Raw genomic sequence first — 23,389 nt, forward strand, 5'->3', positions numbered from 1 at the left:
AAAAAATTTTCAATATATTTTCCTGAAGTAGGCTCACATAAAGCAAATTTATAAATGTGATAGATTTCTTGGTTGTGATTTTGTTTTATACTGTAACTTGCCTATAAGGGAAAATATATTGAAAATCTTTGCAACCCTGGAACGTCACAACATCCTATGCTACTCCAACATGACACATGAACCTATATACGGAGATTCACACTTTCGCTTGTGACAAGGACTTGGGTGGAAAAGATTTTCAATCGTTTCCTGAAATAGGCCCACATAAAGCAAGTTTATACACCAGAAATCTATAATAAATAAGTATAAAGTTAGGATCGCATAGGGTATAAAAGAACAATCTAATGTCCTTCATACTAAAAACAATAGTAATATTTTGATAGAATTGATCAATATGGGAAAACTATATAATGATTATCTACAAATTGGAGGAACTATTGGTGAATAAAGAAATTATTTCAGATAAGCAAGGTATAGCTCTTATGGTTATGCTTATAATAGGAACATCTTCAATAGTTGTTACAGGGTTAGAGGCTAAAAAAGATTTATTGATAGCAATTATTTTATCCATATTAATGACATTACCACTAATGATTATCTATGCTCGGCTCCACCATATGTTCAAAGATAAGGATTTATTTGATATTCTTGAAATTTGTTTTGGTAGATTTATTGGAAAATTCATTAGTATATTATATGTTTTGTATCTCCTATATGTGGGAGCATCAATTTTATGGGTTCAAGGGGAATTTGCTATTACAGTTTCTTTGTCAAAAACTCCTAGAATTATAGTTGCTATAATTATTATAATCAATGGAATTTTCATAATAAAAAAAGGAATGGAAGTTATGGGTAGATGGACAGAGTTTTTTGTAATTATACTTATAACGTTTATTTTAAGTACAGTAGTATTAATGATTCCTAATATGAATATAAATAATATTCGTCCTATTCTAGGAGAAGGTATAAAACCAGTTATAAAAGGGGCTACTTCTGCCTTTGCATTTCCATTTTCCCAGACAGTAGTATTTACCATGGCTTTTTCAAATTTTAAGAGTGAGAAATCATCCTATAAAATTTATGTGAGGGGTTTATTCTTAGGTGGAATAATCATATTAATAACTTCCTTAAACGATGTGTTAGTTTTAGGAATAAATACGTGTACTACCATGTATTTCCCTACTTATGTGGCTGCTTCAAAAATAAATATTGGTGATATATTACAAAGAATAGAAGTAATAATAGGGATTATTTTCATGTTAGGAGCATTTATTAAATTAAGTATATATCTATTGGCCTTCTGTAAAGGAATAAGTAAAGTATTTGGATATACTGACTACCGATTCATAGTAATACCTGCTTCTTTACTTATGATGAATTTAAGTGATTTCGTATATGAGAGCTTAATGTATTACTCTGAATGGGTTGAAAGTACTTGGGTATACATATCTTTCCCCTTCCATGTAGCTTTCCCTGTATTCACTCTTATTGTTGCGGAAATTAGAAAAAAAGGATTGGTTAATAATTGAATCATGCCCGTACTAGTTTGTTTTTTTAGTGAGCCTAAGGAGTATTGTTTATCAATACTTCTTATTTTTTATAAAATAATATTAAATTGTGATATGATTTATATTGTCCAAAACATAATTAAAAGTAATAGATTTTAATAAGAAAGTTGGAAAGATATGAAAAAAATATTAATTATAGAAGATGATTATAAATTGATTGAATATATAACTGAGTATTTTACAGCTTATGATTTTAATGTACTTGGAGTTGACGATTTTAAGGATGTAATGGGAAAGATAGAATGGGAGAAGCCAGACTTAATTATTTTAGACATTAATCTTCCAAAGTTCGATGGCATTTATTACTTGAGATTGATTAGAAAGAAATATAATATTCCCATAATAATTTTATCTGCAAGAAGTGAAGAAAGTGAACAGATAAGAGGAATTGAACTTGGTGCAGATGACTATATTACAAAACCTTTCAGTATGGGGATTCTTTTTGCAAAAGTAAATGCCATATTCCGTAGAAATACAGGAGGAATTATGCCAGATCAAATCAATGCTAGTAATCTTGTATTAATGGAAAAAAGTATGAAGCTAAAATATAGAGAGAAACTTATAGAGCTTACAAAAAATGAATATCTACTTTTAAAGAGTTTAATGAAAAGTGCTGGAGAAGTAATCAGTAGAGAAGAACTTTTAGAAGCTATTTGGGATAATGAAAGTTTTGTTGATGATAATACCTTAACAGTTAATATTACAAGAACAAGAAAGAAATTAAGTAAATTAGGATTAAATGATATTATTATTACAAAACGAGGTGTGGGATATGTATTTGAAAGAAATTTTAATTGAGGTCCTAAAAAGAAGTAAAAGAAGTATTATTACTTATTGTATAAATACTATTTTTATTTTAGGATTTTACTATTTATTGATAGGAATAGAAGCTATAACATATCCATTTTTCGTAAGTATACTGATTTTATTAGTATATATTTTTGTTGAGGTTATTTCCTATAAAGAGTTATGCCATAAGCTTCATATAGCTAAAAATAGTCCAGATTATGAAGATGAATCTGATGACAAGATTTTTAATATAATCAGTTCCTTGCATAGAAATTATAATAAGAAATTACATACAATTGATCAAAAGTATAAAGAAAAATTATTCTTTTTTTCACAGTGGATACACAATATGAAAACATCAAGTACAATTATTGACTTGGCCTGTGAAAAAGGATTTCATAAAGATTTTAACCAGAGAATATTAAAGGATATAAAAGATGAAAATGAAAGGCTGAAATCTAATTTAGAACAAGGCCTTAATTTTCTTCGGTTAGATGATTTTGCGAAGGATTATGCCATAGATGAAGTTAGTGTCCATGATATGGTTTGTAATGTAATAAATTCTAAAAAAAGAGATTTCATATATAATGGGGTTTATCCTAAAGTTGAATTAGATAAAAGATTATCCGTTTATACAGATGTAAAATGGTGTAGCTACATAATCCATCAAATAATAAATAATTCTATAAAATATTCGCCTAAGAATAGTAGTAAATATATTAGAATAAGTGGAAAAAGAAATGAAGAAACTACTTCCCTTATCATAGAGGATGAGGGGTTAGGCATTGATAAAGAGCATATCAGTCGGGTTTTTGAACCTTTTTTTACTGGGAATAATGGAAGAAAAAACAGTAACTCAACAGGGATAGGATTATATATGGTAAAAAAAATATGTGAAAGTCTTAAGCATAGTGTTCAAATAAAATCACAAAGAAATAAAGGTACTTCAGTAATAATTACTTTTATTCATCCTAATAACCTTTTAAAAATGTAAGGTTATGTAAGGTAAATCGATTTATGAAAAGTATAATTGATTTTATAATAGGTTTATCAATAAAAAAAGAGGTGAATTTATTTATGGAAGTCCTTAATGTAAAAAACTTAGTAAAAATTTATAATGCATATAAAAATGCAAAACATGTGACTGCCCTAAATGGTATTAGCTTTTCAGCTAATAGGGGGGATTTTATTGGAATTATGGGCCCATCAGGAAGTGGGAAGACAACTTTACTAAATATACTTTCAGGGATAGATATGGCCACATCAGGGGAAGTATTTATAAGTGGAAAAGATGTTTGCTTGATGGATAAAGAGGAACTTTGTTATTTTAGAAGAAAGAATATAGGATACATATTTCAAGATTTTAATCTTCTTGATAGTTTAACTATTAAAGAAAATATTTCATTGCCACTTATTATAGATAATGTTAGAGCATCTAAAATTGAAAAGAAAGTAAGTGGACTAATGAAGTTTTTTCAGATACAAGATTTAAAAGAAAAATATCCATTTAATATTTCAGGAGGACAAAAACAACGAACAGCTGCGGCAAGGGCCTTAATAAATGAACCTTCTATAATTTTGGCTGATGAGCCAACGGGGAATTTAGATTCAAAGTCATCAAGCAGTATTATGGAAACAATATTAAGAATGAATGAAGAACTCAATAGCACTGTACTTATGGTAACCCATGATCCATTTGCAGCTTCCTTTTGCAAAAGAGTTATTTTTGTAAAGGATGGACAATTGGAATTAGAGATTTCATCAAAGGGTCACAGAAAATCTTTTTTTGATAAAATACTTGAAACTCAAAGTATTCTAATGGGAGGGTAATTTAAATGACATTCTCTCATATAGTTATAAAAAATATAAAATTTAATTTTAAAAGATATATTTCCTTATTTTTTGTCAATAGTTTTACGGTTATGCTACTTTTTATGTATAGCAATTTATTATTTGAACCTGAAATGTTGTCTATGGTTTCTTCTGTAGCAAGGAAGGTTTTTTATATGGGATTTGAAGGGTTAGTAATATTTTCAATTATTTTCATTTCATATAGTGTAATGGCATTTATTAAGTACAGGGGAAAAGAATTTGGAGTTTATATGACACTGGGAATGACACAAAAGAACTTAAAAAGAATGGTATTTTATGAGAATATAGTAACAGTAGGAAGTTCTTTGATAGTAGGTCTATTAAGTGGATTTGTTTTTTCAAGGATTTTTTATATGGCATTTTCAAAAGTCTTAAAAATAGAAGGTCTAGTGTTTAGGATACATTATGAAAGTATTTTACTTACAATAGGAATCTTTTTTATTATATTTTTATTTAGTTCTGTATTAAGTAAAAGGACCATTTCAAAAATATCCGTAATTGAAGTGATTAAATCATCAGCAAAAAAAGATATGGTAAAACCTAGAAAATATACAGGTATAGTATCCTTTCTTTTAGTGGTTACAGCCTTAATCCTGTTGGGAAATTTAAAGTCAAAATTTTCTATTGAGGAAACCTTGGTAACAGAAACTTTAAAGTGGATATGTCCTATAATTATAGTGATTGGACTCTATCTGTTCATTGGAAGCTCCATTGAATCCATTAAAAACATCCTTAAGAGGTATCCCAATATATACAATAAAAATATTCTTCTTTTAAACAACTTATCCCATAAGCTCTTAAGTTATAGAAGCATGTTGTTTATAGTATCATTATTGATTGGATCTGCAATATTTTTGATACAATTTTCATATAATCTATATGCTACAATTCCAACTCTTACCGAAAAAAACTATGTATCTGATATTATGTTTGTTCAAGCTAAAGGATATAACAAGGTGACCGAAGTAGAAGTAAAAAACATAATCCAAAAGTCAGGTGGAAAGGTAGAAGGATATTCAACTATTGAATATATACCCGTAGATGAATATAAGCTTATAGGTAAAGATAGAGTTTCTATATTTTCCACAAATAAACCTATAGTGAGTGAAAGTATGTATAATAAACATATGAATAAAAACGTTAATATACTCCCTGGAGAATTTATGGAGATTCTAAATCCATCTTCATCCAGTAGGGGCATGGAGCGATTACCTTATGAATCAATTATAACAGCCCATGACAATGTAATTTTTCAACGGATGGAACAAGCAACAGTGGAATTTGCAAGTGTTCTTCGAGATGATTTTGATAATATCATAAAAGAATACAAACATTATACTTTAAAGCCCAATCATATACCTTTTCAGTGGGAACCATTGGCTGTCCATTATTACAATTCTGCATATAAAAGTGGAGGTGCTTATATTGTAGATGACAGTGATTATGAGAATATAAAATTAACATTGACAGATAGGGTAGAAGTATATCATAAGATAAATTTAAGTGAAAATAAGGATAAGTATTTTAATGCACTAATTTCATTCCTTAAGGATAAAAATAATTTAGATGATAGTTATTGGAATAATAGAATTTATGAACGTATAGAATACCATGACCCAGTGAAACAATATATTAATGACTTGAGACCAATATATGTAGAAGAAGCCAAGTTAGATCCTATACAAAAGTTTGGAACATTTTTCTTTGTATTCTTTTTTGTAGGAGCTTTGATATTAATATCAAGTGGAGTAGTTCTTTATTATAAGATTTTAACAAGTATAGATGAAGAAAGAGAAAGAGTATTTAAAATGTCAAAGATAGGAATGACAAATAAAGAAATAAAAAAACTCATCTCCAAGGAGCTAAAAATCCTGTATTTTGTTCCAGTTTTCATAGGAGGTTTTTTAGGTTCATACTCCATAAGTATTGTATTGTCAGCACAAATAGTTTATGACCAAATAATGGTTAATACAATTTCCATGATAGTTTTGTATATGGTAATTCAAATTATTTTCTACAATAGTTCAAAGAATAAATACCTTAAAGAGGTCATGTATAAAAAATAATTATGACAAAAATTTTTACTTTAGGCATATGCCTTAATAGGCCATATTATTATATATAAGAAAAAATATTTTAAATCTAAGGATGAGATTTCAATGAATAATAAATTTTCCATTGGTGAAATGTCAAAATTGCATAATACTTCAATTAAAACATTAAGATATTATGATGAAATAGGATTATTTAAACCTATTGAAGTAAACAAGAATAATGGATATAGATATTATTCCGTTGAACAATTTGAAAAATTAAATACTATAAATTATTTAAAGTTTTTAGGAATACCTTTAAAGGAAATAAAAACTTATTTAGAGACTAGAAATATTGACTATTTTTTAGAATTATTAAAGAAAGAGAAGGATATTACAGAGGATAAGATAAAACAATTGATGGTAATAAAAAGTAGATTTGAAAATCGAATTGAGGAAATTGAAAGGGCACAGAGGATAAAGGAATTAGATGTTGTAAAGATAAAAAAAATTAAGGAAAGAAAAATATTAAGTTTAAAAGAAAATATCCATACAAAACTTAAATTGGAAATATGTTTAAGAAATCTAGTAAATAGGGCAAAGATAGGATCTGCAATTATGATTGGTAGAGTAGGTCTTACAGTTTCTATAGAGAATATAAGAAAGCATAAGTTTAATGAATATAATTCCATATTTATTTTACTAGAAGAAAATATGGATAATGAATTAGTAAAAACCCTAAAAGAAGGTGAATATGCTTCTATTTACTATAGAGGCTGTGATCATAGGGAGTCTGAAAAGTATTTTAAAATCATCATAACATATTTAGAGAAAAATAATTATAAAATTACTGGAGATGCTGTGGAAAGGGTGATTATTGATCAGTATATATCAAAATGTAGGGAAGACTATCTTACAGAAATACAAATACCAGTAAAAAAACATTGACTCTCCAGTTACTGGATGGTTTTAAATAAATATAAAGAATTGTAATTTATATTTATTTAGGAGGTAAATTATGTTAGGAACTATTGTAAATACAAGCACCATTGTAGTTGGAAGTTTTGCTGGAGCTTTATTGAAGAAAGGAATAAAAGAAAAATATAAATCAACCATAATGCAAGCTCTTGGATTAGTAGCCATATCATTAGGAATTACATGGATAGTAAAGAATTTATCGCAGAGTAAAGAACCTCTTCTTTTCATAGTTAGTTTAGTCCTTGGAGGTTTTGTGGGAGAAATCCTAGATATAGAATTAAAAATTAATAAATTGGCAGATAGATTCAAAAAAAGTGATGAAAATGGGTTGATTGAGGGCTTAACTACTGCTGTTTTACTATTTTGCGTAGGTACAATGTCTATTTTAGGACCTTTAGAAAGTGCATTGAGAGGAGATAATACTTTATTATTTACAAATGCATTACTTGATGGGATTACATCATTAATATTAGCATCTACCTTTGGTATAGGCATAGCATTATCTGCACTCATATTGTTTATATGGCAAGGAAGCATATATTTATCAGCTCAGATTATTGCTCCCTTTGTGACACCTGAAATTTTAGGACAAGTTTCAATAATAGGTGGAATACTAATTTTTAGTACGGGAATTAATATTTTAGAGATAAAAAAGATAAAAACTATTAATTTATTACCAGCTTTATTTATTACTATGATTTATTATTTTCCTTTTATAAATAATTCAATAAATAAGATAGCTAATTTATTGAATTAGTATTTTATCCTCGCCTTGTTTATCCTTAAGACTTAACAAAAAAATTTATTTTATTATTACCTTGACTAATGAAAGTTCAACAAGGATTTTTGTGATAACTATAATATATAGATATTGTTAAATTATATTATAAAATATTATTGGCAGATTTTCCGTGTATTAAAATCACAAAATACCTCGTTGAGCCATAATAAAATAAAGAATTAGGAGGAAAAGTAATGAATAAAATTAAAAGAGCACTAGTACTTATAGTAGCTTTAATGATGGCTATTTCTGTAATTGGATGTTCGGGTAAAACAGAAAAAGCAGACGCTACTTCTCAAGCTAGTCCAACAAGGGATGAGGCTGGATTATACAAACTTCCAGTTGTTGATCCAAAACCAGAAAAAGAAACTGAGCAAACTTATGATGTAGTTGTTATTGGTGCAGGAGGAGCTGGTTTCTCAGCAGCTATTGAAGCAGCATCTCAAGGGGCTAAGGTTGTAATCCTTGAACAAGAAAGTGTAGTTGGTGGTAACACGAGCTTATCTGGAGCAGGTTTTAATATTCCTGAAAACTGGGTTCAAAAGTCGCAAGGTATTGAAGATAGTGTAGCACTATTTAAAGGAGATACAATGAAGGGTGGAGATAGTAAGAGTATCGAGCCTTTAGTAGATGTATTAGTAAATAGAGCTTTACCTACTGCACAGTGGTTAAGAGATACAGTAGGCGTTGAAATTATGGATGACTTTCAAAAGCATTTTGGTGGACATACTGTGGCTCGTGCATTAGTTGTTAAGGGCGGAGTAGGTTCCCAAATGGTTTATAAAATGTATGAAAAAGCATACGAATTAGGCGTTAAAATTAAAGTTAATACAAAAGCTGAAGAATTAATCACTGATGAGAGTGGTAGAGTAATTGGAGTTAAAGCTTCAAATAAGTCAGGACAAGAATTAGTATTTAAAGGAACAAAGGGTGTAATCGTTGCAGCAGGTGGATTTGCTGGTAATGTTGAAATGAGAATGAAGTATAGACCTGACCTAAATGAAACAGTTAAGACAACAAATGCGCCAGGACATGAAGGTAGCGGTATTGTAATGGCACAAAAATTAGGTGCTGGTACAGAGCAAATGGAGTATATTCAAACATACCCATTCTGTTTCCCAACAACTGGAAAAATTGCATTCGTTGCTGATACTAGAATGTATGGTGCACCAATGGTAAATATAGAAGGTAAGAGATTTATTAACGAAAATGATAGAAGAGATATGGTTTCTAAGGCAATATTATCTCAATCTGATTCATTTGGTTACATGGTTTGGGATAAGAAAATCATGGAAGAAGCAAGAACACTTGAAATCTACAAAGGTGAGTATGACAAGTTAGTTGCAGATAAATTATTAATAGAAGCTAATACATTAGAAGAAGCAGCAGATTTCTTCGGAATTCATAAGGAAGCTTTAGCAACTACAATTAAAGACTATAACAGCTATGCTGAAGACTTTATCACAAACGGAACAGATATAAAAGTTGCAGATAAAGAATTCCATAGAAATGCTAAAATGGCTAAGGTAGAAAATGGTCCATTCTATATCCAAAAGGTTATTCCTGGAGTTCACCATACTATGGGTGGATTAGCAATAGATACAGAGGCTAGAGTATTAACTATTGATGGTAAAGTGATTAAAGGATTATATGCTGCTGGTGAAGTAGTAGGAGGAATCCATGGTACAAACCGTCTAGGTGGTAATGCGTTAACTGATATAACTGTATTTGGTAAACTTGCTGGTGAAACAATTATAAAGGATACAAAATAGTAATATGAGGGCCATTTGTGTAAAAAGTGTAATAGAGAGTAAAAAACTGGGAATTAGGCCCGCAACCCTGGTGTGTGATACTTAGAAACAATATATTATTTTGAGTTATCTTTAGAATATTGAAAATACAGTACTTCTGTAAATATGAATTTTTTAATGACACAGCCCTAAATATTTAATAAATGAATTTTACTTAGTAATTCATTTATTTTTTCTGTATAATAAATATATTGTAGAGAATAGATTTGTTAAGGAGAAATCATATGAAAAAAATGGATTTTATTATTGCAATAAGTGCTTTGTTCATAGCATTTGTTTTTTTAGGTTTTAATCAATATAGGTCAGGCATAATAGAAAGAAATAGTAGTGTCTTAAGGGCACAAATAACAGTAAAAGGAGAACTATATAAAGATATCCCTCTTTCGGAAAAAAAAGAGGAGTATGTGGTAGAAACAGATTTAGGAAAAAATATAATAATATTTAACCATATGGGCGTATCTATTACAGAAGCAGATTGTCATGACCATATTTGCGTAGAGACGGGCATTATTAGTAAGCCTGGTGAGATTATTGCTTGTTTGCCACATAAAGTAGTAATAGAAATTAAAGGACATGTGGAGGGGGAAATTGATGCTTTATCCAGATAAGAGACAGTACACAATGAGTAAAACTCAAAAGATCATATTCATTTCACTTTTAGTATCTCAAGCCGTTGTCCTCAGCTTCATTGAAAAAATGATTCCCCTAAATTTTAGTATTCCTGGAGCAAAATTAGGTCTTGCAAATATTATTACATTAACATCCTTATATCTGTTCTCTTTTAAAGAAACCTTTTCCATAATTTTATTAAGAACTATTATGGTGGCATTTATTGGAGGAAGTATTTCTGGTTTTTTATATAGTATTTCAGGAGCCCTTCTTAGCTTTCTAGTTATGTATCTATTAATGAGAGTGAGCCTTGAAAAAATAAGCACAATAGGTGTTAGCGTTACGGGTGCCATTTTCCACAACCTAGGACAATTACTAATGGCAGCTTTTATTATACAAAATTTAAGAATTATTATCTATTTACCTTTGTTAATGGTAACAGGTGTTATAACGGGGGTTGTTGTTGGAATTACCGTTAAGTATTTGTTAGGATTTTTACTAAAAATCAAGTATTTTAATTGAAAGAGATAAAAAGGTGATGAAATGAATAATTTTTGGAAAGCATATTCTCATGTGGAGAAAGAATTAGCAAATGTTAATAAGATTATGAAAAATATGAAACATATATCTAATGCACGAGAAATAAACTAGTCAGTTCTCTGAGGAATTTGGATTATTTTCAAGGTATTGTGAGGGAGCATATTAAACATATTTAAGGGACTCCATAAGGAAGAAAATAATTCGAATAACCAGTGAAATGACTCGTTTATTTTTTTCATATGTCTGATTAAGATTTTATGTCTAGATGAAATTCATGGAGACCAAAATCATTGTAGGATAATTTAGCCCATATATAAAATACTATACCAAGAATTGACCAGCCTATGATTATGGACCATTCATAAGGCCATATTAATGCAGCTGGTGCTCCAGGAGCATATAGGACTATAATTGCGAAACTTAGAATAACAGCTATATTTCCAACTAATATGCCATTTTTTACTTTGTATGGTCTAGGCATATTTGGCTCTTTTTTTCTCAATACCAAAAATGAGATTGAAACTATTAAGTAAGCTACAACTATTGTTAATCCTCCTGCATCTACAAGCCAAACTAACATTTTTCTTCCTAGAAGGGGTGCTAGGGTGGATAATATTCCAATTAATAAAACGGCATTTGTTGGCGTTTTATACTGAGGATGGATTTTTCCTAAGAAGGAGGGTAACATTTTAGAATGGGCCATAGAATAAATTGCACGGCTGCCTCCTACGAAGAAGGAATTCCAGCTTGTTATTATTCCTCCTATTCCTCCAATAATCATTATTTTAGAAGCAATAGTACTTCCATTAAATACGGAGCCCATGGCGTCTGCGGTTACTAGGTTAGAAGCACTTATGGATGTACTGTCCATGGCAAGGGAAACTCCTATTATTATCATGATGTACCAAAATACAGCCATAATAACAGACAAAATTAAAATTTTTCCTATTTTATCAAAGGGCATATCAATTTCTTCTGCTGCTTGGGGTATAACATCAAAACCAACATACATAAATGGAGTCATTACTGCAACTGTAAAAACTCCTTTTACACCGTCTGTAAACAAGGGTTGCATATTTGCTGGACTTCCGTTTACTAATGCTCCTCCAAAGAAGGATAAACCTATAAGGGTGATAAAAAGGGTTAGAACCCATTGTAAAAAGGCAGCAGGTTTAACACCAAAATAATTTACTATTGTGATTGCCATAGAACTTAAAACTCCAAGCAAAACCCAAGTAAAATAAACATCATATCCAGCTATACTATACATTTTAAATTTAATATAATGAGGGAATAAGTATTCAACAACCGTTGGAAGGGCAACGGCCTCAAAGGCAACAACGGATACATATCCTAGTATGATTGCCCAGGTACATATGAATGATATATTTGGACCTAAAGCTCTATGGCTAAACACATGCTCTCCACCACATTTGGGCATGGCAGAGGTGAGTTCAGCATATGTTAATCCTACGAATAGAACCATAATTCCACCAAATAAAAAGGCTATCATTGCTCCTAAAGCGCCAGCTTTTTCTACCCAGCTTCCTGCCAAAACTACCCAACCCCAACCAATCATAGCACCAAAGGCTAAGGCCAAAACATCTTTTCTCGATAAAACTCTTTCGAAATTGTTTTTTTCCATAAATTCACTCCTTATAATTTCTGTAGTAGTTTATTAATTAACAGACATTATTCAGAAATATCTGTAAAATTCAAAGATATGAGTTTTTATGATTGTATTTATGTATAATAGACCTATTCATGTTCATGATATTTGAATTTTTTACATAGGAAATAAAAAAACGTCAACAAATGAGGATAACACTTCCTTTCGTTAACGTCTTCGTCTGTTGGTTTATTACATTTATTGGTAATATTATACAATATATTTCTTATTTATGCAATAGATAAAGGTAAAATTGTCTGAAAAATCTGAAAATACTACTAAGAATAATGCCTCATTAATTGTAATATTTTCATTTTTCTAATAGAATCATCTATAATATTTAGTGTACAGATTTTTTTGAAAATCTATAATAAATTATATGTAATATTTATCCAAGAATATTTTCCTTCAAAAAATAGATAATAATATTGTGTAACCAAGTACAAAAATTATTAGGAGGAATATAAGATGAATAACAATCAAGGTAAAAATGCAAAGGAACACGTACAAGACGTTAAAGGACAACTTCAAAGTGCTCAAAGCTGTTTAAATCAGGCAATAAGTTCAGTTGAAAAACCAGAGAACAAACAAAAAATTCAAGATACTCTTAATGCAGTTAATAATGCATTAAATTCAGTTAATAATACTCTTACAAATTATACAGAGTAAATTATAATTGATAAAACTTTTAAAAAAGCTATAATCTAGGGATTGTAGCTTTTTTTAATCCCAAAAATAAACTCTGCATTAATGGAATAATACAGAGTTTATAAAATATGTAATAATCTTACTAATGCTCTTATACATAGACTAGCCTACCTATAAGGACAATTAATTCTACCAAATAAGATACAAAAAGTACCCTATATAATATTAGTTCAATCCTTTATGATGGGATAGTTCACCATAAAAAATCTTATGTCCCATGCTATATAAACCCTGTGGCTGATAGAGCATATTTCATGGATTTACATAAGTCCTAAAGAGTTTATGCAAATCTTAACTAGATCATTACATATCTTGAAATTATTTTATCCAATAGTGTAGAAAATATTATTTTTTTAATATGTCTAAGTTAGCAAATCTATAGGTAATACATATTATATGAATAAGTTAAATAAAGGAAAGGAGAGATAATATGTATTATCATCCCATGGATTTTCGAGGCAATATTGGACCGAAGAAAAAGACTAGTTATATATTAGACTTTAAAGAAGGAGATGTGAATGGAAATGGATTTATTGACTGTGTATACTTAATAGGAGATAAACCCTATGGAGATGAAAGCCCCTTTAGAGATAATATAAGATTAAAGATTGTAGATGGAAAAACAAATCTTATCACTATAATTAAACTAAAAGAAAATGCAGGATATAACCCAACTTTATTTTTAGGAGATTTTTCAGGAGATAAGGTGGATGATATTTTAATTAGTATAGATTCTGGAGGAAGTGGTGGGTATGCCTTTTATTATATCTATTCATTTTTAAGAAATAAGCCAAAGATTATCTTTGATTTTGAAAATTTCAATAAAGATTATCTATATGAGGTAAACTATAAAGATGACTATAAGGTAGAAGTGATTAGTAAAAGTACCAATACTAAGTATATACTAGATATTACTTACAAGGGAGAGTCTTATCTATCAGAAATTTATTATGAAAATGGTAAACTAAAGGAACCCATTAAGGGCTGGATAAATCCATTAGGTGGACTATATCCTATTGATTATCAAAGGGATGGTACCTACGAATTATATGCACTTCAGCGTATTGCTGGGAGATATAATGCAGATGGGTTAGGATATGTTCAAACTTCTCTTAAGTGGAATGGCCAGACCTTTGTAGATTTCTTTCAAACTGTAGGAGTATATGGAGAAGAATTTGAATAAAATAGATGAAAATTTCCCTAGAGTGAAATTTTAAAATGTTAAATACATTTATTTTGAAAATATAAAGGCGTTTAACATTCTTAAACAAAAATTAAATAATTTAATCTATAAATAAAGACCTAAGGGATTGCGATTCTTTGGGTTTTTTGTAAATAAATGCTGAAATATGGAATATTTTACCTGTTTTTTAATTTACCTATATATGGTAAAATTTACTGGATCAAAGGCAGATGAGTCTGTAAAAGTAAGGCTTAACAGGTCCTTATGAGAAAGTGAACTTGGAGTTTAGGCATACCTATTATGGGGGTAAAAATATAAGGAAGGGAAATTAATTGAAATTATTGGGCATTTTCAATGATATTTATATGAGCATAGACATAAGGAGGAGATAACAAATGAAATCTAGGCGCATGAAAAAGTGTGTGAATTTAATAAATGTGGATGAATTACTTATGGAATCGGAAATCATTAAGATAATAGATAAAAAAATGATATTTTTTATTTTGTGGCAAAATAAGATTATATATGTTAATTCATTCTTTGAAACAAGTCTTGGATATAATAAAGAAGAATTGATTAATAGAAAAACCGATGATGTTTTAGATGAGGATTTTAAAGAGATTATTAAGGAAAATAAAAATGGAGGAAAATATTACAACATTAAAGCATATAAAAAAAATGGTGAAGAAATATGGATAGATGCATGTACAAAGGAACTAAAGGTAAATCATAAGGAAATAACCTTGGTTTTAGCCTGTGAAGTAACAAAATATGTGGATACGAAAGAGGCACTGAAAAAACTTAGGGATCAATTAGAAATAGAAATAGAAAAAAGAACAGAGGAATTAAATAAAGCTAACCAGGAATTAACTTTAATTAATAGTTATATGAACAGTATTTTAATGAATACGTCTGAAGGGGTAGCAGTTATTGACGAACTGGGAAATTTCAAAAACTTAAATGGAAATCCTGAGAGAGATTGGTATGATCATATTAAGGATATAGAAAAATCTTTAAAGAAAATACTTATAGAAGAAAAAAAACATGACATTTATAAAATGTTAAAGGAAAAAAAATCCTTTTATGGATCTGAATTGACTGTTCCAACGGGAAAGGGAAATTTACAATTTTTCATATCGGGAGATCCTATTGAGGATAAGGAAGGTTCTTTGAATAAAGGAGTTATTGTATTTAGACCTATAAAACAAGTCCATGACCTTATAAACCGTTTTAGTGGTGCACAGGCTAGATTTAATTTTTCAGATATTATTACAAAGAATAAGAAGATGATAGAGACTGTTGAATTGGCATTTAGGGCTTCCATGGGAGATAGTAATGTGCTTGTACAAGGGGAAAGTGGAACAGGAAAAGAATTATTTGCCCAAGCCATACACAACTATAGTAATCGTTGTAGAGGGCCCTTTGTAGCTGTAAATTGTGGAGCTATTCCTAGAGATTTAATAGGTAGTGAGTTATTTGGTTATGTGGAAGGAGCTTTTACAGGAGCAAGAAAGGGTGGGAAGCCAGGCAAATTTCAATTGGCTTCTGGGGGAACTATATTTTTAGATGAAATAGGAGATATGCCCTTTGAACAACAAGTATCCCTATTGAGAGTTATTCAAGAAAAAAAAGTTACACGAATAGGGGGAGAGGAAGAAATACCCATAGATGTGCGTATAATTTGTGCTACTAATAAAAACCTATTTGAAGCCATGCAAAATGGAAGTTTTAGAAATGATCTATATTATAGGTTGAATGTTATTTCTGTTAAAATTCCTTCCTTGAGGGAACGACGTGAAGACATTCCTTTATTATTCGAATATTTCATAAAACAAACTACAAAGAATGGGGAGAAACTTTTAGAAAATATGGACCCCATGGTGATGAAATACTTAACTAAATATAATTGGTATGGGAATGTTCGTGAACTACAGAATGTGGTAGAAAGGATAGTTCATATGGTACACGATGAACATGTAACTATAAATCATTTACCAGAAAATATTTTACAATACTATTGTACGATTATGGATGATTCTGTTTCTAAATTAGAAAATGAAGTAACTATTAAAGATATTGTAAAAAGGGAAAGAAAGATGCAAGAAGAACAGGAATGTAATGAAATTCTTAGACTTTTTAAGGAATATAAGGGTAATCTTAGTAAAGTGGCTAGAATATTGGGAATCTCTCGTAGTACCCTCTATAGAAAATTAAATAAATATAAGATTGATAAAGACATATAAGGAACAATATGATACAAATCTATACGATATAGAACATACTGATACAGATAAAAGAAAAAAGGGTGAATAAAAAGAAAAATGGGAAAAGGTAGAAAAATAAATTATTATGAAGAAAAATGACACAATATGAAGAAAAATAAAAAAATATAAAATAAATAAAAGTTTTCTAATGAAGGAAAACTTGTATTTATTATTTTTTTTGCAATGATTTTAATAAAAAGGTAATACATGGAATGAGTTTTGCATTGGTATTCAGTAACTACACAATAGAGTATGGGATGAGAGATTATTGTTAAGGTTATTATTGCAAAAGAAAAGGGGGATGAGGAAGTATGAGTAAAGCTATTAAGGGAAGAATAATATTTCTAAGGGACCTCATGGAGAAACTCATTGAACAAAAGGATAATTTGTTAGACCCAGAAGTAATAAAAATTAGCCAAGAGCTAGATGGTCTATTAAATGAATATAATATGCATGTACTAGATAAATAACATAAGGGGTGGTATAAATGAAGAGCTTTAAAACAAAAATAGTTATATTTTTTTTCATCATATTACTGGTTGTTTGCAGGACTTTAGGAATTACTTCTTATGTACAATTATCAGGTGTACTCATAAATAGTGTTGAAAGGAATCTTGAGAAAATTGCAAAAGAATCTTCGAAAGTGATTAAAGTAAGGATTGATGTTCAATTGGAAAATTCAAAATATAATAAGGGTGAAGTTTATGAAAAGGGAATTGTAAATTCTTAGGATTGTGGATAAGTAAAAAAATAAGGCGGTGTGGGGAAGAATTCCCCTGCCCCTTTGAAGGAGGATGCTCAGCAACGTTAGTTCCGTTGAAGGGAACCATAGGGTTTCATAGCCAATCGTAGGTCTTACGATTTTTTATTATAAAATGAAAATAAGATTTTCTTTAAATAGATAAGTTACTGTATGGGTAAACCTTTGAGTGTACAAATTTATAATGAATAAAGAAGGAAATTTACACATGGATGATGAAATTTTAAATATAATAATATTTTATTATGAGGATTTTAATAGTAAAGGGATGAGAAATATTAAGTGAAATCATAATAAAAAATAAACTACCTAAATAGAGAGGACTTATTATGAGTATAAAAGAAAGAATAACCCAATTAAGAAAGCAAATGAAAGAAAAAAATATAGATGCCTATATAATTCCATCTTCTGATAGTCACCAGAGTGAATATGTAGGAGACTATTTTAAATCTAGAGAATTCATATCAGGATTTACTGGATCAGCAGGAACTGTAATAGTAACCAAAAATGAAGCAGGTCTTTGGACTGACGGAAGATATTTTATACAAGCCCAAAAGGAGTTAGAGGCAAGTGGTATAAAATTATTTAAGATGGGTGAAGAAGGGGTTATGACTACTGACGAATATATATATAAGGTCATACCAACAGGTGGCACACTAGGTTTTGATGGAAGATTAATATCAGCTAAAGAAGGTGCTAACTTAGAAAATGAGTTAAAGGATAAGGATGTAAACATATCCTATGAATATGATTTGATAAATGATATATGGGAAAATAGACCATCACTACCCCAGAGTAAAGGATTTTTATTAAATATTAAGTATACAGGAGAAACCTTTAGTTCTAAATTATGTAGATTAAGGGAAAAGATGAAAGAAAAAAAGGTTACTACCCATGTTTTAACTTCCCTTGATGATATAGCCTGGCTATTTAATATAAGAGGTAGAGATATATTATATAACCCCGTGATACTTTCCTACTCCTTAATCACATTAGATGAGGTATTTCTATTTATAGATGAAAGGAAATTAAATGATGAAATATTAAAGGAATTACATAAGGAAAATGTTCAGATAAAATCATATGATAGTATATATGAAGTTGTAAAAAATATAAGTGAAAATGAAATAGTATTACTAGATAAAAATAAGGTAAACTACGCCATAGTTAATAATATACCATCTAAAATAGAAGTATTAGATGAGGTTAATCCAACCATATTTTCCAAAGCACAAAAAAATGAAATTGAAATAAAAAATATAAGGAATAGCCATATAAAAGATGGGGTAGCCCTTACTAAGTTCATGTACTGGTTAAAGAAAAATGTGGGAAAAATACACATATCTGAAATGAGTGCAACAAAAAAGTTAGAAGATTTAAGAAGAGAACAAGAAGGATTCATAGAACCAAGCTTTAGTACAATAGCTGCATATAAGGAACACGCAGCTATGATGCATTATAGTGCAACTAAAGAGTATGATTATGAATTAGAAGCAGAACATTTATTTTTAATAGACTCAGGTGGCCAATACTTTGATGGAACTACAGATATAACTAGAACTATAGCTTTAGGACCTATAACTGATGAGGAAAAATTACATTTTACAGCCGTGTTAAGGGGGATGATAAATTTATCCATGGCAAAATTTTTACATGGAGCTAGGGGCCATAATTTGGACATACTAGCTAGAAGGCCCATATGGAATCTAGGGATAGATTATAAATGTGGAACTGGACATGGTATAGGATATTTACTCAATGTTCATGAAGGTCCAAATGGATTTAGATGGAAGGTAAGGACTGATATATTTGATAGTGCCGTTTTAGAAGAGGGAATGGTCACAACTAATGAACCAGGCATATATATAGAAGGTTCTCACGGTATAAGAATAGAAAATGAATTGGTTGTAAAAAAAGCTGAGAAGAATGAATATGGACAATTTATGGAATTTGAAGTTATAACTTTTGCTCCTATAGATTTAGATGCTATAGATGTTACTCAAATGAATAGGGAAGAAAAGGATTATTTAAATTCATATCATAAATTAGTTTATGATAAAATATCTGTTCATTTAAATGATGATGAAAAACAATGGTTAAAGGAATATACTAGAGAAGTGTAATAGTATATAAAATATAGTTACCTTCCTAGGCGAGTTACTGGATAAAGAAAGCTTAGTCTTCATAAATCCATATATAGATTTATGAAAGCTAAGCTATTGTATTAGAATAGAATAAAAATTTATTACATATACACATTATATAGAAAATTCATTTTTAATAATTTTTCCTAAAATCTTTATTTCATTCATGCCTACAGTCATAGTGGAATTATCATTTGTACATTTTGATAATTCCACTTTTTTATTGTCTTTTTTTCTTAATTGACGAATCATCTTATTTCCCTTCATTTCAAATAAATATATACATTGGTTTTGTATATCTTTAGTCATAAGGACAGTTAATACATCACCCTTTTCAATCCTAAATTTTTTCATATGATCATTTGAAGATTTTACAAACATTATTTTATCTGGATGATGACCTTCGATTTTTTTACTAAGTATAGGCAAGTCCTTGTAGGCAACAATTTTATTAGTATATAAATCATATACGGGATACTTCTTAATAACTCCTGCTAAAGCGTCAGCCCAAGTTTGGTTTGGTTCCACTGGGATTGTTCCTTGAGGTTTAAAAGTTGATTTAGATTTTTCTTTCTTTTCTGCAGGCTTTTCTTCTTGAATAAGTTCTTCTTTAGTCCCTAAAGCCTTTAGAATTTTATCAGCAACACTTTCATTAACAATTTTTTTACCTGATTCAACCTGTATTATGTAGTTAACTGATAAACCACATTTTTTAGCAAGGCCTTTTTCTGTTAATCCAGCCTTTATTCTAGATTCTTTTATTTTTACAGCAAGTCTATTCATTAATATCACCTCTAATATTTTAAATTATTGATTTTACAAAATATTTAATACCATCTTCATGTACTTCTTCAAATCCCATTTTTTTGAGATATTCAATATGTTCATCTTTTGATGAAAAACTTATAAATTTAGAGTAACCCTTATCTAGAAAATATTCTTTTTTATTTTCATAAATATAGTTTCCTATTTTAAAATCCCTATATTCTGGTATGACAAAATCAAGGTCCACCTTTAGGGTATTCTCATCGTATTTAGAGCCAATAAAAACTCCTGCTGGTACCATGTTTCTTAAAATATAAAAGCTTATATCTGAATTATGAATATTAAATTCATATGTACCAGCGTATTCTTCTAATCCCTTTTTATGAAAATCTAAGAAGTATTTAAAATATTCATAATCTCCTTTAATAGGAAGAATTTTAAAATATTCTTTTGATTTATATATTTTTACAAGGTAGTAGATATTAATAATAGCAATACCAAGATTCATAAATCCTACTGGTAATGCTCCAATTAAAAATCCATATAAAGAAAATAAACTAGAACCTACTAGATTAATCCACCTTAGTTTTATGATAGAACTCATTAATAGGGATATTAGTACGAAAAGAGAAGCTAAATAACCTAACCATTCTAACCAATTCATTTGAATAACACCTTTCAAAATTAATATGAGTTATTATACCACAATAATTATATTTTAACCTTAAAAATATAATATTAGAACTATGATAAAATAATAATTAATATTATGGCAAATACACAAATATGAGGAGAGATAAAATGCAGAAATCAGATATGGCAAAGTTTATAGGAGTTATAACAGTAATTGTTCTTATTTATTTTGTATATGGACTAATTGAGAATGGAAATAACGATCACATTGATAACAGTATCATAAATAAAGAAGAATCTATTGGGCAAGAAGAATATGCACATATTGATTCGGATAAAAATGATTATACTAAGAATCAGGACTCTAATTTAGATGGAGAAGAATTTAAGAGAACTTTAGAAGCTGTATACATGAATTTAGATGAAATGATAGGCAAGGAAGTTATATTATCAGGTGTTGTTCATAGGGAATCAGATTTTCCTAAGGAGAGATTTGTAATTTCTCGATTGCTATTAAGTAGACATGGTGATCATAATCACCAAGAAATGGCTGGTTTGTTATGCGAATGGAGTGAAGGAAGTAAATTTCAGGATAATGAATGGGTAGAAGTTAGGGGAGTAATTGGTACAGTTATGTATTATAATAAATATACTGAAAAGGAGGAAATGATTCCAATGATTAAGGCAATTAAAGTTGAAAGTATTGACCCTCCTAAGGAAAAAAATATATACCAAAATTAATTATATGTAATAAAAATCATAATAATAGGTTCCTTTGTATTGAAATGGTAATAATAGATAATATATGAGATATGATATAATAGACATATGAGTGAAAATTAATACAAATTTAGACAATGCAATATGAAATTAGGGTGGGAAGAATGAGGACTGAAAGAAGTATTGAAAAGACTATTTTTATGAATATGGTTATAGTTATTATTGTAGGTACTCTAATTTTAGGAGTTACACACGTAATCGTTGAATATTTTCAATTCATATCAGAGACAAAAACTTTAAGAGAAGAGTATATACAGAAACAAAAGGCCATTATAGAAAAAGAAGTAACTGATGTTATTAATTACATAGAATTTGAGAAAAGTCAATTAATACAAGATGGTAATTATACAGATGAGAAAAAGACAATTCTTCAAAATAAAATAGCTAAATGGGTTTCTAAAATTTATTATGGATATAAAGATGAACAATATATATATATTATAAACTATAAGGGTGTAGAGCTTGCAAATGGTGGATTTCCAGAATTAATAGGTAAAAGTGTTTGGAATCTAGAGAATGACAAGGGAGATAAGATTGCCCAAAAACAAATAAAACTTGCAAAAGAAAATCCAAAGGGAATCTTTTTTAAAGAAGAATGGATTAAAAAAAGTTCAAATAAAAAAAGTGAAAAACTATATTATATAAAAGCATTTCCAGAGTGGCAATGGGTAGTTGGAACGGGCATACATACGGACGAAATTGAAGAAATAATAAATTTGAGAAAAGAATCATTAAAAAATCAGTTTAAAAAAGATATGGCAGTGACATTCATAATGTTTTTATGTATTATTGCTATAATCAAATTTCTAACAAATGAAACTGTTAAAAAAATTAATAAAAATATAAAAGTATTCTTTTCATTTTGTGAAAAGGCTTCAAAGGAAAAGGTTTATATTGATATAGAGAAAATAAATTATTTAGAATTGAAAGAATTGGCTCTTTCTTTAAATGAAATGATTGAAGGACGGAATAGGGCAGAAAATGAAATTATTAAAGTGAATAATAAATTGAAACGACTTAGTATAACAGACGGACTTACGGGTTTGTATAATCATAAATATATGTATGAAATCCTAGAAAAAGAAATTGAAAAATCAAGAGAAAAAAACATATCCTTATGTGTTATCATGTATGACATTGATAAGTTTAAAAGGGTTAATGATATTTATGGACATCAGTGTGGAGATATGATTTTAAAAATTGTTGCAGAAACTATTAAAAATCATGTGGGACCCAGAGGCGTAGTGGGAAGATACGGAGGAGAAGAATTTCTAGTTATTTTGTTCAAACAAAATTTACAGGAGGCCTATGTCCTTGGAGAGGAAATCCGAAATAAAATAAAAGAATTAAGTTTTCAATATGAAGAATTAAAAATTACTATTAGCGGTGGAATTGTCCAGTTTAAATCAGAAAATCCACAGGAATTAGTAAATAAGGCAGATAATCTTTTATATAAGGCAAAGGAACAGGGCAGAGATAGAATTGAAAAATAATAGAAAAGA

21 protein-coding genes are annotated in these 23,389 nt (G+C 29.2%); 18 read left to right on the forward strand and 3 right to left on the reverse strand.

The features are described 5' to 3' along the window. Positions 1 to 440 precede the first annotated feature (440 nt). The 10 genes from N4A57_RS01585 to N4A57_RS01630 all read left to right on the forward strand — a co-directional run bounded on the left by N4A57_RS01585 (position 441) and on the right by N4A57_RS01630 (position 10,963). Complete coding sequence (locus N4A57_RS01585) at positions 441 to 1,529, forward strand: GerAB/ArcD/ProY family transporter (RefSeq protein ID WP_293655645.1); 1,089 nt, start codon at positions 441 to 443, stop codon at positions 1,527 to 1,529. A gap of 156 nt (positions 1,530 to 1,685) precedes the next feature. Further along, positions 1,686 to 2,366, forward strand: a complete 681-nt coding sequence (locus N4A57_RS01590; protein ID WP_293655646.1) for a response regulator transcription factor — start codon at positions 1,686 to 1,688, stop codon at positions 2,364 to 2,366. Then, complete coding sequence (locus N4A57_RS01595; protein ID WP_293655647.1) at positions 2,341 to 3,351, forward strand: sensor histidine kinase; 1,011 nt, start codon at positions 2,341 to 2,343, stop codon at positions 3,349 to 3,351. Before N4A57_RS01590 ends, N4A57_RS01595 begins: the two co-directional genes overlap by 26 nt. An 83-nt stretch (positions 3,352 to 3,434) precedes the next feature. Then, positions 3,435 to 4,187 (forward strand): ABC transporter ATP-binding protein, encoded by a 753-nt coding sequence (locus N4A57_RS01600; RefSeq protein WP_293655672.1) that lies wholly within the window; start codon positions 3,435 to 3,437, stop codon positions 4,185 to 4,187. A 176-nt stretch (positions 4,188 to 4,363) separates the two neighbouring features. Continuing rightward, positions 4,364 to 6,295, forward strand: a complete 1,932-nt coding sequence (locus tag N4A57_RS01605) for an FtsX-like permease family protein (RefSeq protein ID WP_293655648.1) — start codon at positions 4,364 to 4,366, stop codon at positions 6,293 to 6,295. Positions 6,296 to 6,388: 93 nt separating this feature from the next. Next, the gene (locus N4A57_RS01610) at positions 6,389 to 7,210 is read left to right on the forward strand and encodes a MerR family transcriptional regulator (protein ID WP_293655649.1); all 822 of its coding nucleotides are present in this window, start codon (positions 6,389 to 6,391) and stop codon (positions 7,208 to 7,210) included. Between the two features lie 70 nt (positions 7,211 to 7,280). Next, positions 7,281 to 7,997, forward strand: a complete 717-nt coding sequence (locus N4A57_RS01615; RefSeq protein WP_293655650.1) for a DUF554 domain-containing protein — start codon at positions 7,281 to 7,283, stop codon at positions 7,995 to 7,997. 218 nt (positions 7,998 to 8,215) lie between these two features. Beyond that, the gene (locus tag N4A57_RS01620; RefSeq protein ID WP_293655651.1) at positions 8,216 to 9,793 is read left to right on the forward strand and encodes an FAD-dependent oxidoreductase; all 1,578 of its coding nucleotides are present in this window, start codon (positions 8,216 to 8,218) and stop codon (positions 9,791 to 9,793) included. Between the two features lie 263 nt (positions 9,794 to 10,056). Beyond that, a complete protein-coding gene (locus tag N4A57_RS01625) occupies positions 10,057 to 10,440 on the forward strand; it encodes a NusG domain II-containing protein (protein ID WP_293655652.1) in 384 nt (127 codons plus the stop codon). After that, a complete protein-coding gene (locus tag N4A57_RS01630; protein ID WP_293655653.1) occupies positions 10,424 to 10,963 on the forward strand; it encodes a Gx transporter family protein in 540 nt (179 codons plus the stop codon). Before N4A57_RS01625 ends, N4A57_RS01630 begins: the two co-directional genes overlap by 17 nt. 265 nt (positions 10,964 to 11,228) lie before the next feature. On the opposite strand, the gene N4A57_RS01635 is transcribed toward N4A57_RS01630, so the two are convergent. Further along, positions 11,229 to 12,626: an APC family permease gene (locus tag N4A57_RS01635; protein ID WP_293655654.1), complete on the reverse strand. Its 1,398-nt coding sequence runs from the start codon at positions 12,624 to 12,626 to the stop codon at positions 11,229 to 11,231. A gap of 492 nt (positions 12,627 to 13,118) precedes the next feature. On the opposite strand from N4A57_RS01635, the gene N4A57_RS01640 reads away from it, so the two are divergent. The 6 genes from N4A57_RS01640 to N4A57_RS01665 all read left to right on the forward strand — a co-directional run bounded on the left by N4A57_RS01640 (position 13,119) and on the right by N4A57_RS01665 (position 19,688). After that, positions 13,119 to 13,319, forward strand: coding sequence for an EscE/YscE/SsaE family type III secretion system needle protein co-chaperone (locus N4A57_RS01640; protein ID WP_293655655.1), 201 nt, complete (start codon positions 13,119 to 13,121; stop codon positions 13,317 to 13,319). Positions 13,320 to 13,803: 484 nt separating this feature from the next. Next, the gene (locus N4A57_RS01645; RefSeq protein WP_330671419.1) at positions 13,804 to 14,541 is read left to right on the forward strand and encodes a hypothetical protein; all 738 of its coding nucleotides are present in this window, start codon (positions 13,804 to 13,806) and stop codon (positions 14,539 to 14,541) included. Between the two features lie 395 nt (positions 14,542 to 14,936). After that, positions 14,937 to 16,784, forward strand: coding sequence for a sigma 54-interacting transcriptional regulator (locus N4A57_RS01650; protein WP_293655657.1), 1,848 nt, complete (start codon positions 14,937 to 14,939; stop codon positions 16,782 to 16,784). A 332-nt stretch (positions 16,785 to 17,116) separates the two neighbouring features. Continuing rightward, positions 17,117 to 17,275, forward strand: a complete 159-nt coding sequence (locus tag N4A57_RS01655) for an aspartyl-phosphate phosphatase Spo0E family protein (protein ID WP_293655658.1) — start codon at positions 17,117 to 17,119, stop codon at positions 17,273 to 17,275. Between the two features lie 17 nt (positions 17,276 to 17,292). Next, positions 17,293 to 17,535 (forward strand): hypothetical protein, encoded by a 243-nt coding sequence (locus N4A57_RS01660; protein WP_293655659.1) that lies wholly within the window; start codon positions 17,293 to 17,295, stop codon positions 17,533 to 17,535. A 359-nt stretch (positions 17,536 to 17,894) separates the two neighbouring features. Next, positions 17,895 to 19,688: an aminopeptidase P family protein gene (locus N4A57_RS01665; RefSeq protein ID WP_293655660.1), complete on the forward strand. Its 1,794-nt coding sequence runs from the start codon at positions 17,895 to 17,897 to the stop codon at positions 19,686 to 19,688. A gap of 135 nt (positions 19,689 to 19,823) precedes the next feature. Here the strand turns inward: N4A57_RS01665 and N4A57_RS01670 are convergent, their stop codons facing one another. After that, the gene (locus N4A57_RS01670) at positions 19,824 to 20,492 is read right to left on the reverse strand and encodes a helix-turn-helix domain-containing protein (protein WP_293655661.1); all 669 of its coding nucleotides are present in this window, start codon (positions 20,490 to 20,492) and stop codon (positions 19,824 to 19,826) included. Between the two features lie 19 nt (positions 20,493 to 20,511). Next, positions 20,512 to 21,138: a hypothetical protein gene (locus tag N4A57_RS01675; protein ID WP_293655662.1), complete on the reverse strand. Its 627-nt coding sequence runs from the start codon at positions 21,136 to 21,138 to the stop codon at positions 20,512 to 20,514. A 137-nt stretch (positions 21,139 to 21,275) separates the two neighbouring features. On the opposite strand from N4A57_RS01675, the gene N4A57_RS01680 reads away from it, so the two are divergent. Together N4A57_RS01680 and N4A57_RS01685 are read left to right on the forward strand one after the other, a co-directional pair. Next, a complete protein-coding gene (locus tag N4A57_RS01680) occupies positions 21,276 to 21,848 on the forward strand; it encodes a TIGR03943 family putative permease subunit (protein ID WP_293655663.1) in 573 nt (190 codons plus the stop codon). Between the two features lie 143 nt (positions 21,849 to 21,991). After that, positions 21,992 to 23,380 carry a sensor domain-containing diguanylate cyclase gene (locus N4A57_RS01685; RefSeq protein WP_293655664.1) on the forward strand — a complete coding sequence of 463 codons (1,389 nt, stop codon included), beginning with the start codon at positions 21,992 to 21,994 and terminating at the stop codon, positions 23,378 to 23,380. Positions 23,381 to 23,389 lie beyond the last annotated feature (9 nt).

The organism is Anaeromicrobium sp., from assembly GCF_025210435.1.
In the GTDB taxonomy this organism is placed as follows: domain Bacteria; phylum Bacillota; class Clostridia; order Peptostreptococcales; family Thermotaleaceae; genus Anaeromicrobium.

What these genes read in the sequence shown, in the direction of transcription:
- N4A57_RS01680 (WP_293655663.1), top strand. Translation starts at nt 21,276, where the DNA reads ATGCAGAAATCAGATATGGCAAAGTTTATAGGAGTTATAACAGTAATT.
- N4A57_RS01655 (WP_293655658.1), top strand. Translation starts at nt 17,117, where the DNA reads ATGAGTAAAGCTATTAAGGGAAGAATAATATTTCTAAGGGACCTCATG.
- N4A57_RS01635 (WP_293655654.1), bottom strand. Translation starts at nt 12,626, where the DNA reads ATGGAAAAAAACAATTTCGAAAGAGTTTTATCGAGAAAAGATGTTTTG.
- N4A57_RS01660 (WP_293655659.1), top strand. Translation starts at nt 17,293, where the DNA reads ATGAAGAGCTTTAAAACAAAAATAGTTATATTTTTTTTCATCATATTA.
- N4A57_RS01650 (WP_293655657.1), top strand. Translation starts at nt 14,937, where the DNA reads ATGAAATCTAGGCGCATGAAAAAGTGTGTGAATTTAATAAATGTGGAT.
- N4A57_RS01630 (WP_293655653.1), top strand. Translation starts at nt 10,424, where the DNA reads ATGCTTTATCCAGATAAGAGACAGTACACAATGAGTAAAACTCAAAAG.
- N4A57_RS01590 (WP_293655646.1), top strand. Translation starts at nt 1,686, where the DNA reads ATGAAAAAAATATTAATTATAGAAGATGATTATAAATTGATTGAATAT.
- N4A57_RS01610 (WP_293655649.1), top strand. Translation starts at nt 6,389, where the DNA reads ATGAATAATAAATTTTCCATTGGTGAAATGTCAAAATTGCATAATACT.
- N4A57_RS01605 (WP_293655648.1), top strand. Translation starts at nt 4,364, where the DNA reads ATGGGATTTGAAGGGTTAGTAATATTTTCAATTATTTTCATTTCATAT.
- N4A57_RS01665 (WP_293655660.1), top strand. Translation starts at nt 17,895, where the DNA reads ATGAGTATAAAAGAAAGAATAACCCAATTAAGAAAGCAAATGAAAGAA.
- N4A57_RS01615 (WP_293655650.1), top strand. Translation starts at nt 7,281, where the DNA reads ATGTTAGGAACTATTGTAAATACAAGCACCATTGTAGTTGGAAGTTTT.
- N4A57_RS01620 (WP_293655651.1), top strand. Translation starts at nt 8,216, where the DNA reads ATGAATAAAATTAAAAGAGCACTAGTACTTATAGTAGCTTTAATGATG.
- N4A57_RS01645 (WP_330671419.1), top strand. Translation starts at nt 13,804, where the DNA reads ATGGATTTTCGAGGCAATATTGGACCGAAGAAAAAGACTAGTTATATA.
- N4A57_RS01625 (WP_293655652.1), top strand. Translation starts at nt 10,057, where the DNA reads ATGAAAAAAATGGATTTTATTATTGCAATAAGTGCTTTGTTCATAGCA.
- N4A57_RS01640 (WP_293655655.1), top strand. Translation starts at nt 13,119, where the DNA reads ATGAATAACAATCAAGGTAAAAATGCAAAGGAACACGTACAAGACGTT.
- N4A57_RS01670 (WP_293655661.1), bottom strand. Translation starts at nt 20,492, where the DNA reads ATGAATAGACTTGCTGTAAAAATAAAAGAATCTAGAATAAAGGCTGGA.
- N4A57_RS01685 (WP_293655664.1), top strand. Translation starts at nt 21,992, where the DNA reads ATGAGGACTGAAAGAAGTATTGAAAAGACTATTTTTATGAATATGGTT.
- N4A57_RS01595 (WP_293655647.1), top strand. Translation starts at nt 2,341, where the DNA reads ATGTATTTGAAAGAAATTTTAATTGAGGTCCTAAAAAGAAGTAAAAGA.
- N4A57_RS01600 (WP_293655672.1), top strand. Translation starts at nt 3,435, where the DNA reads ATGGAAGTCCTTAATGTAAAAAACTTAGTAAAAATTTATAATGCATAT.
- N4A57_RS01675 (WP_293655662.1), bottom strand. Translation starts at nt 21,138, where the DNA reads ATGAATTGGTTAGAATGGTTAGGTTATTTAGCTTCTCTTTTCGTACTA.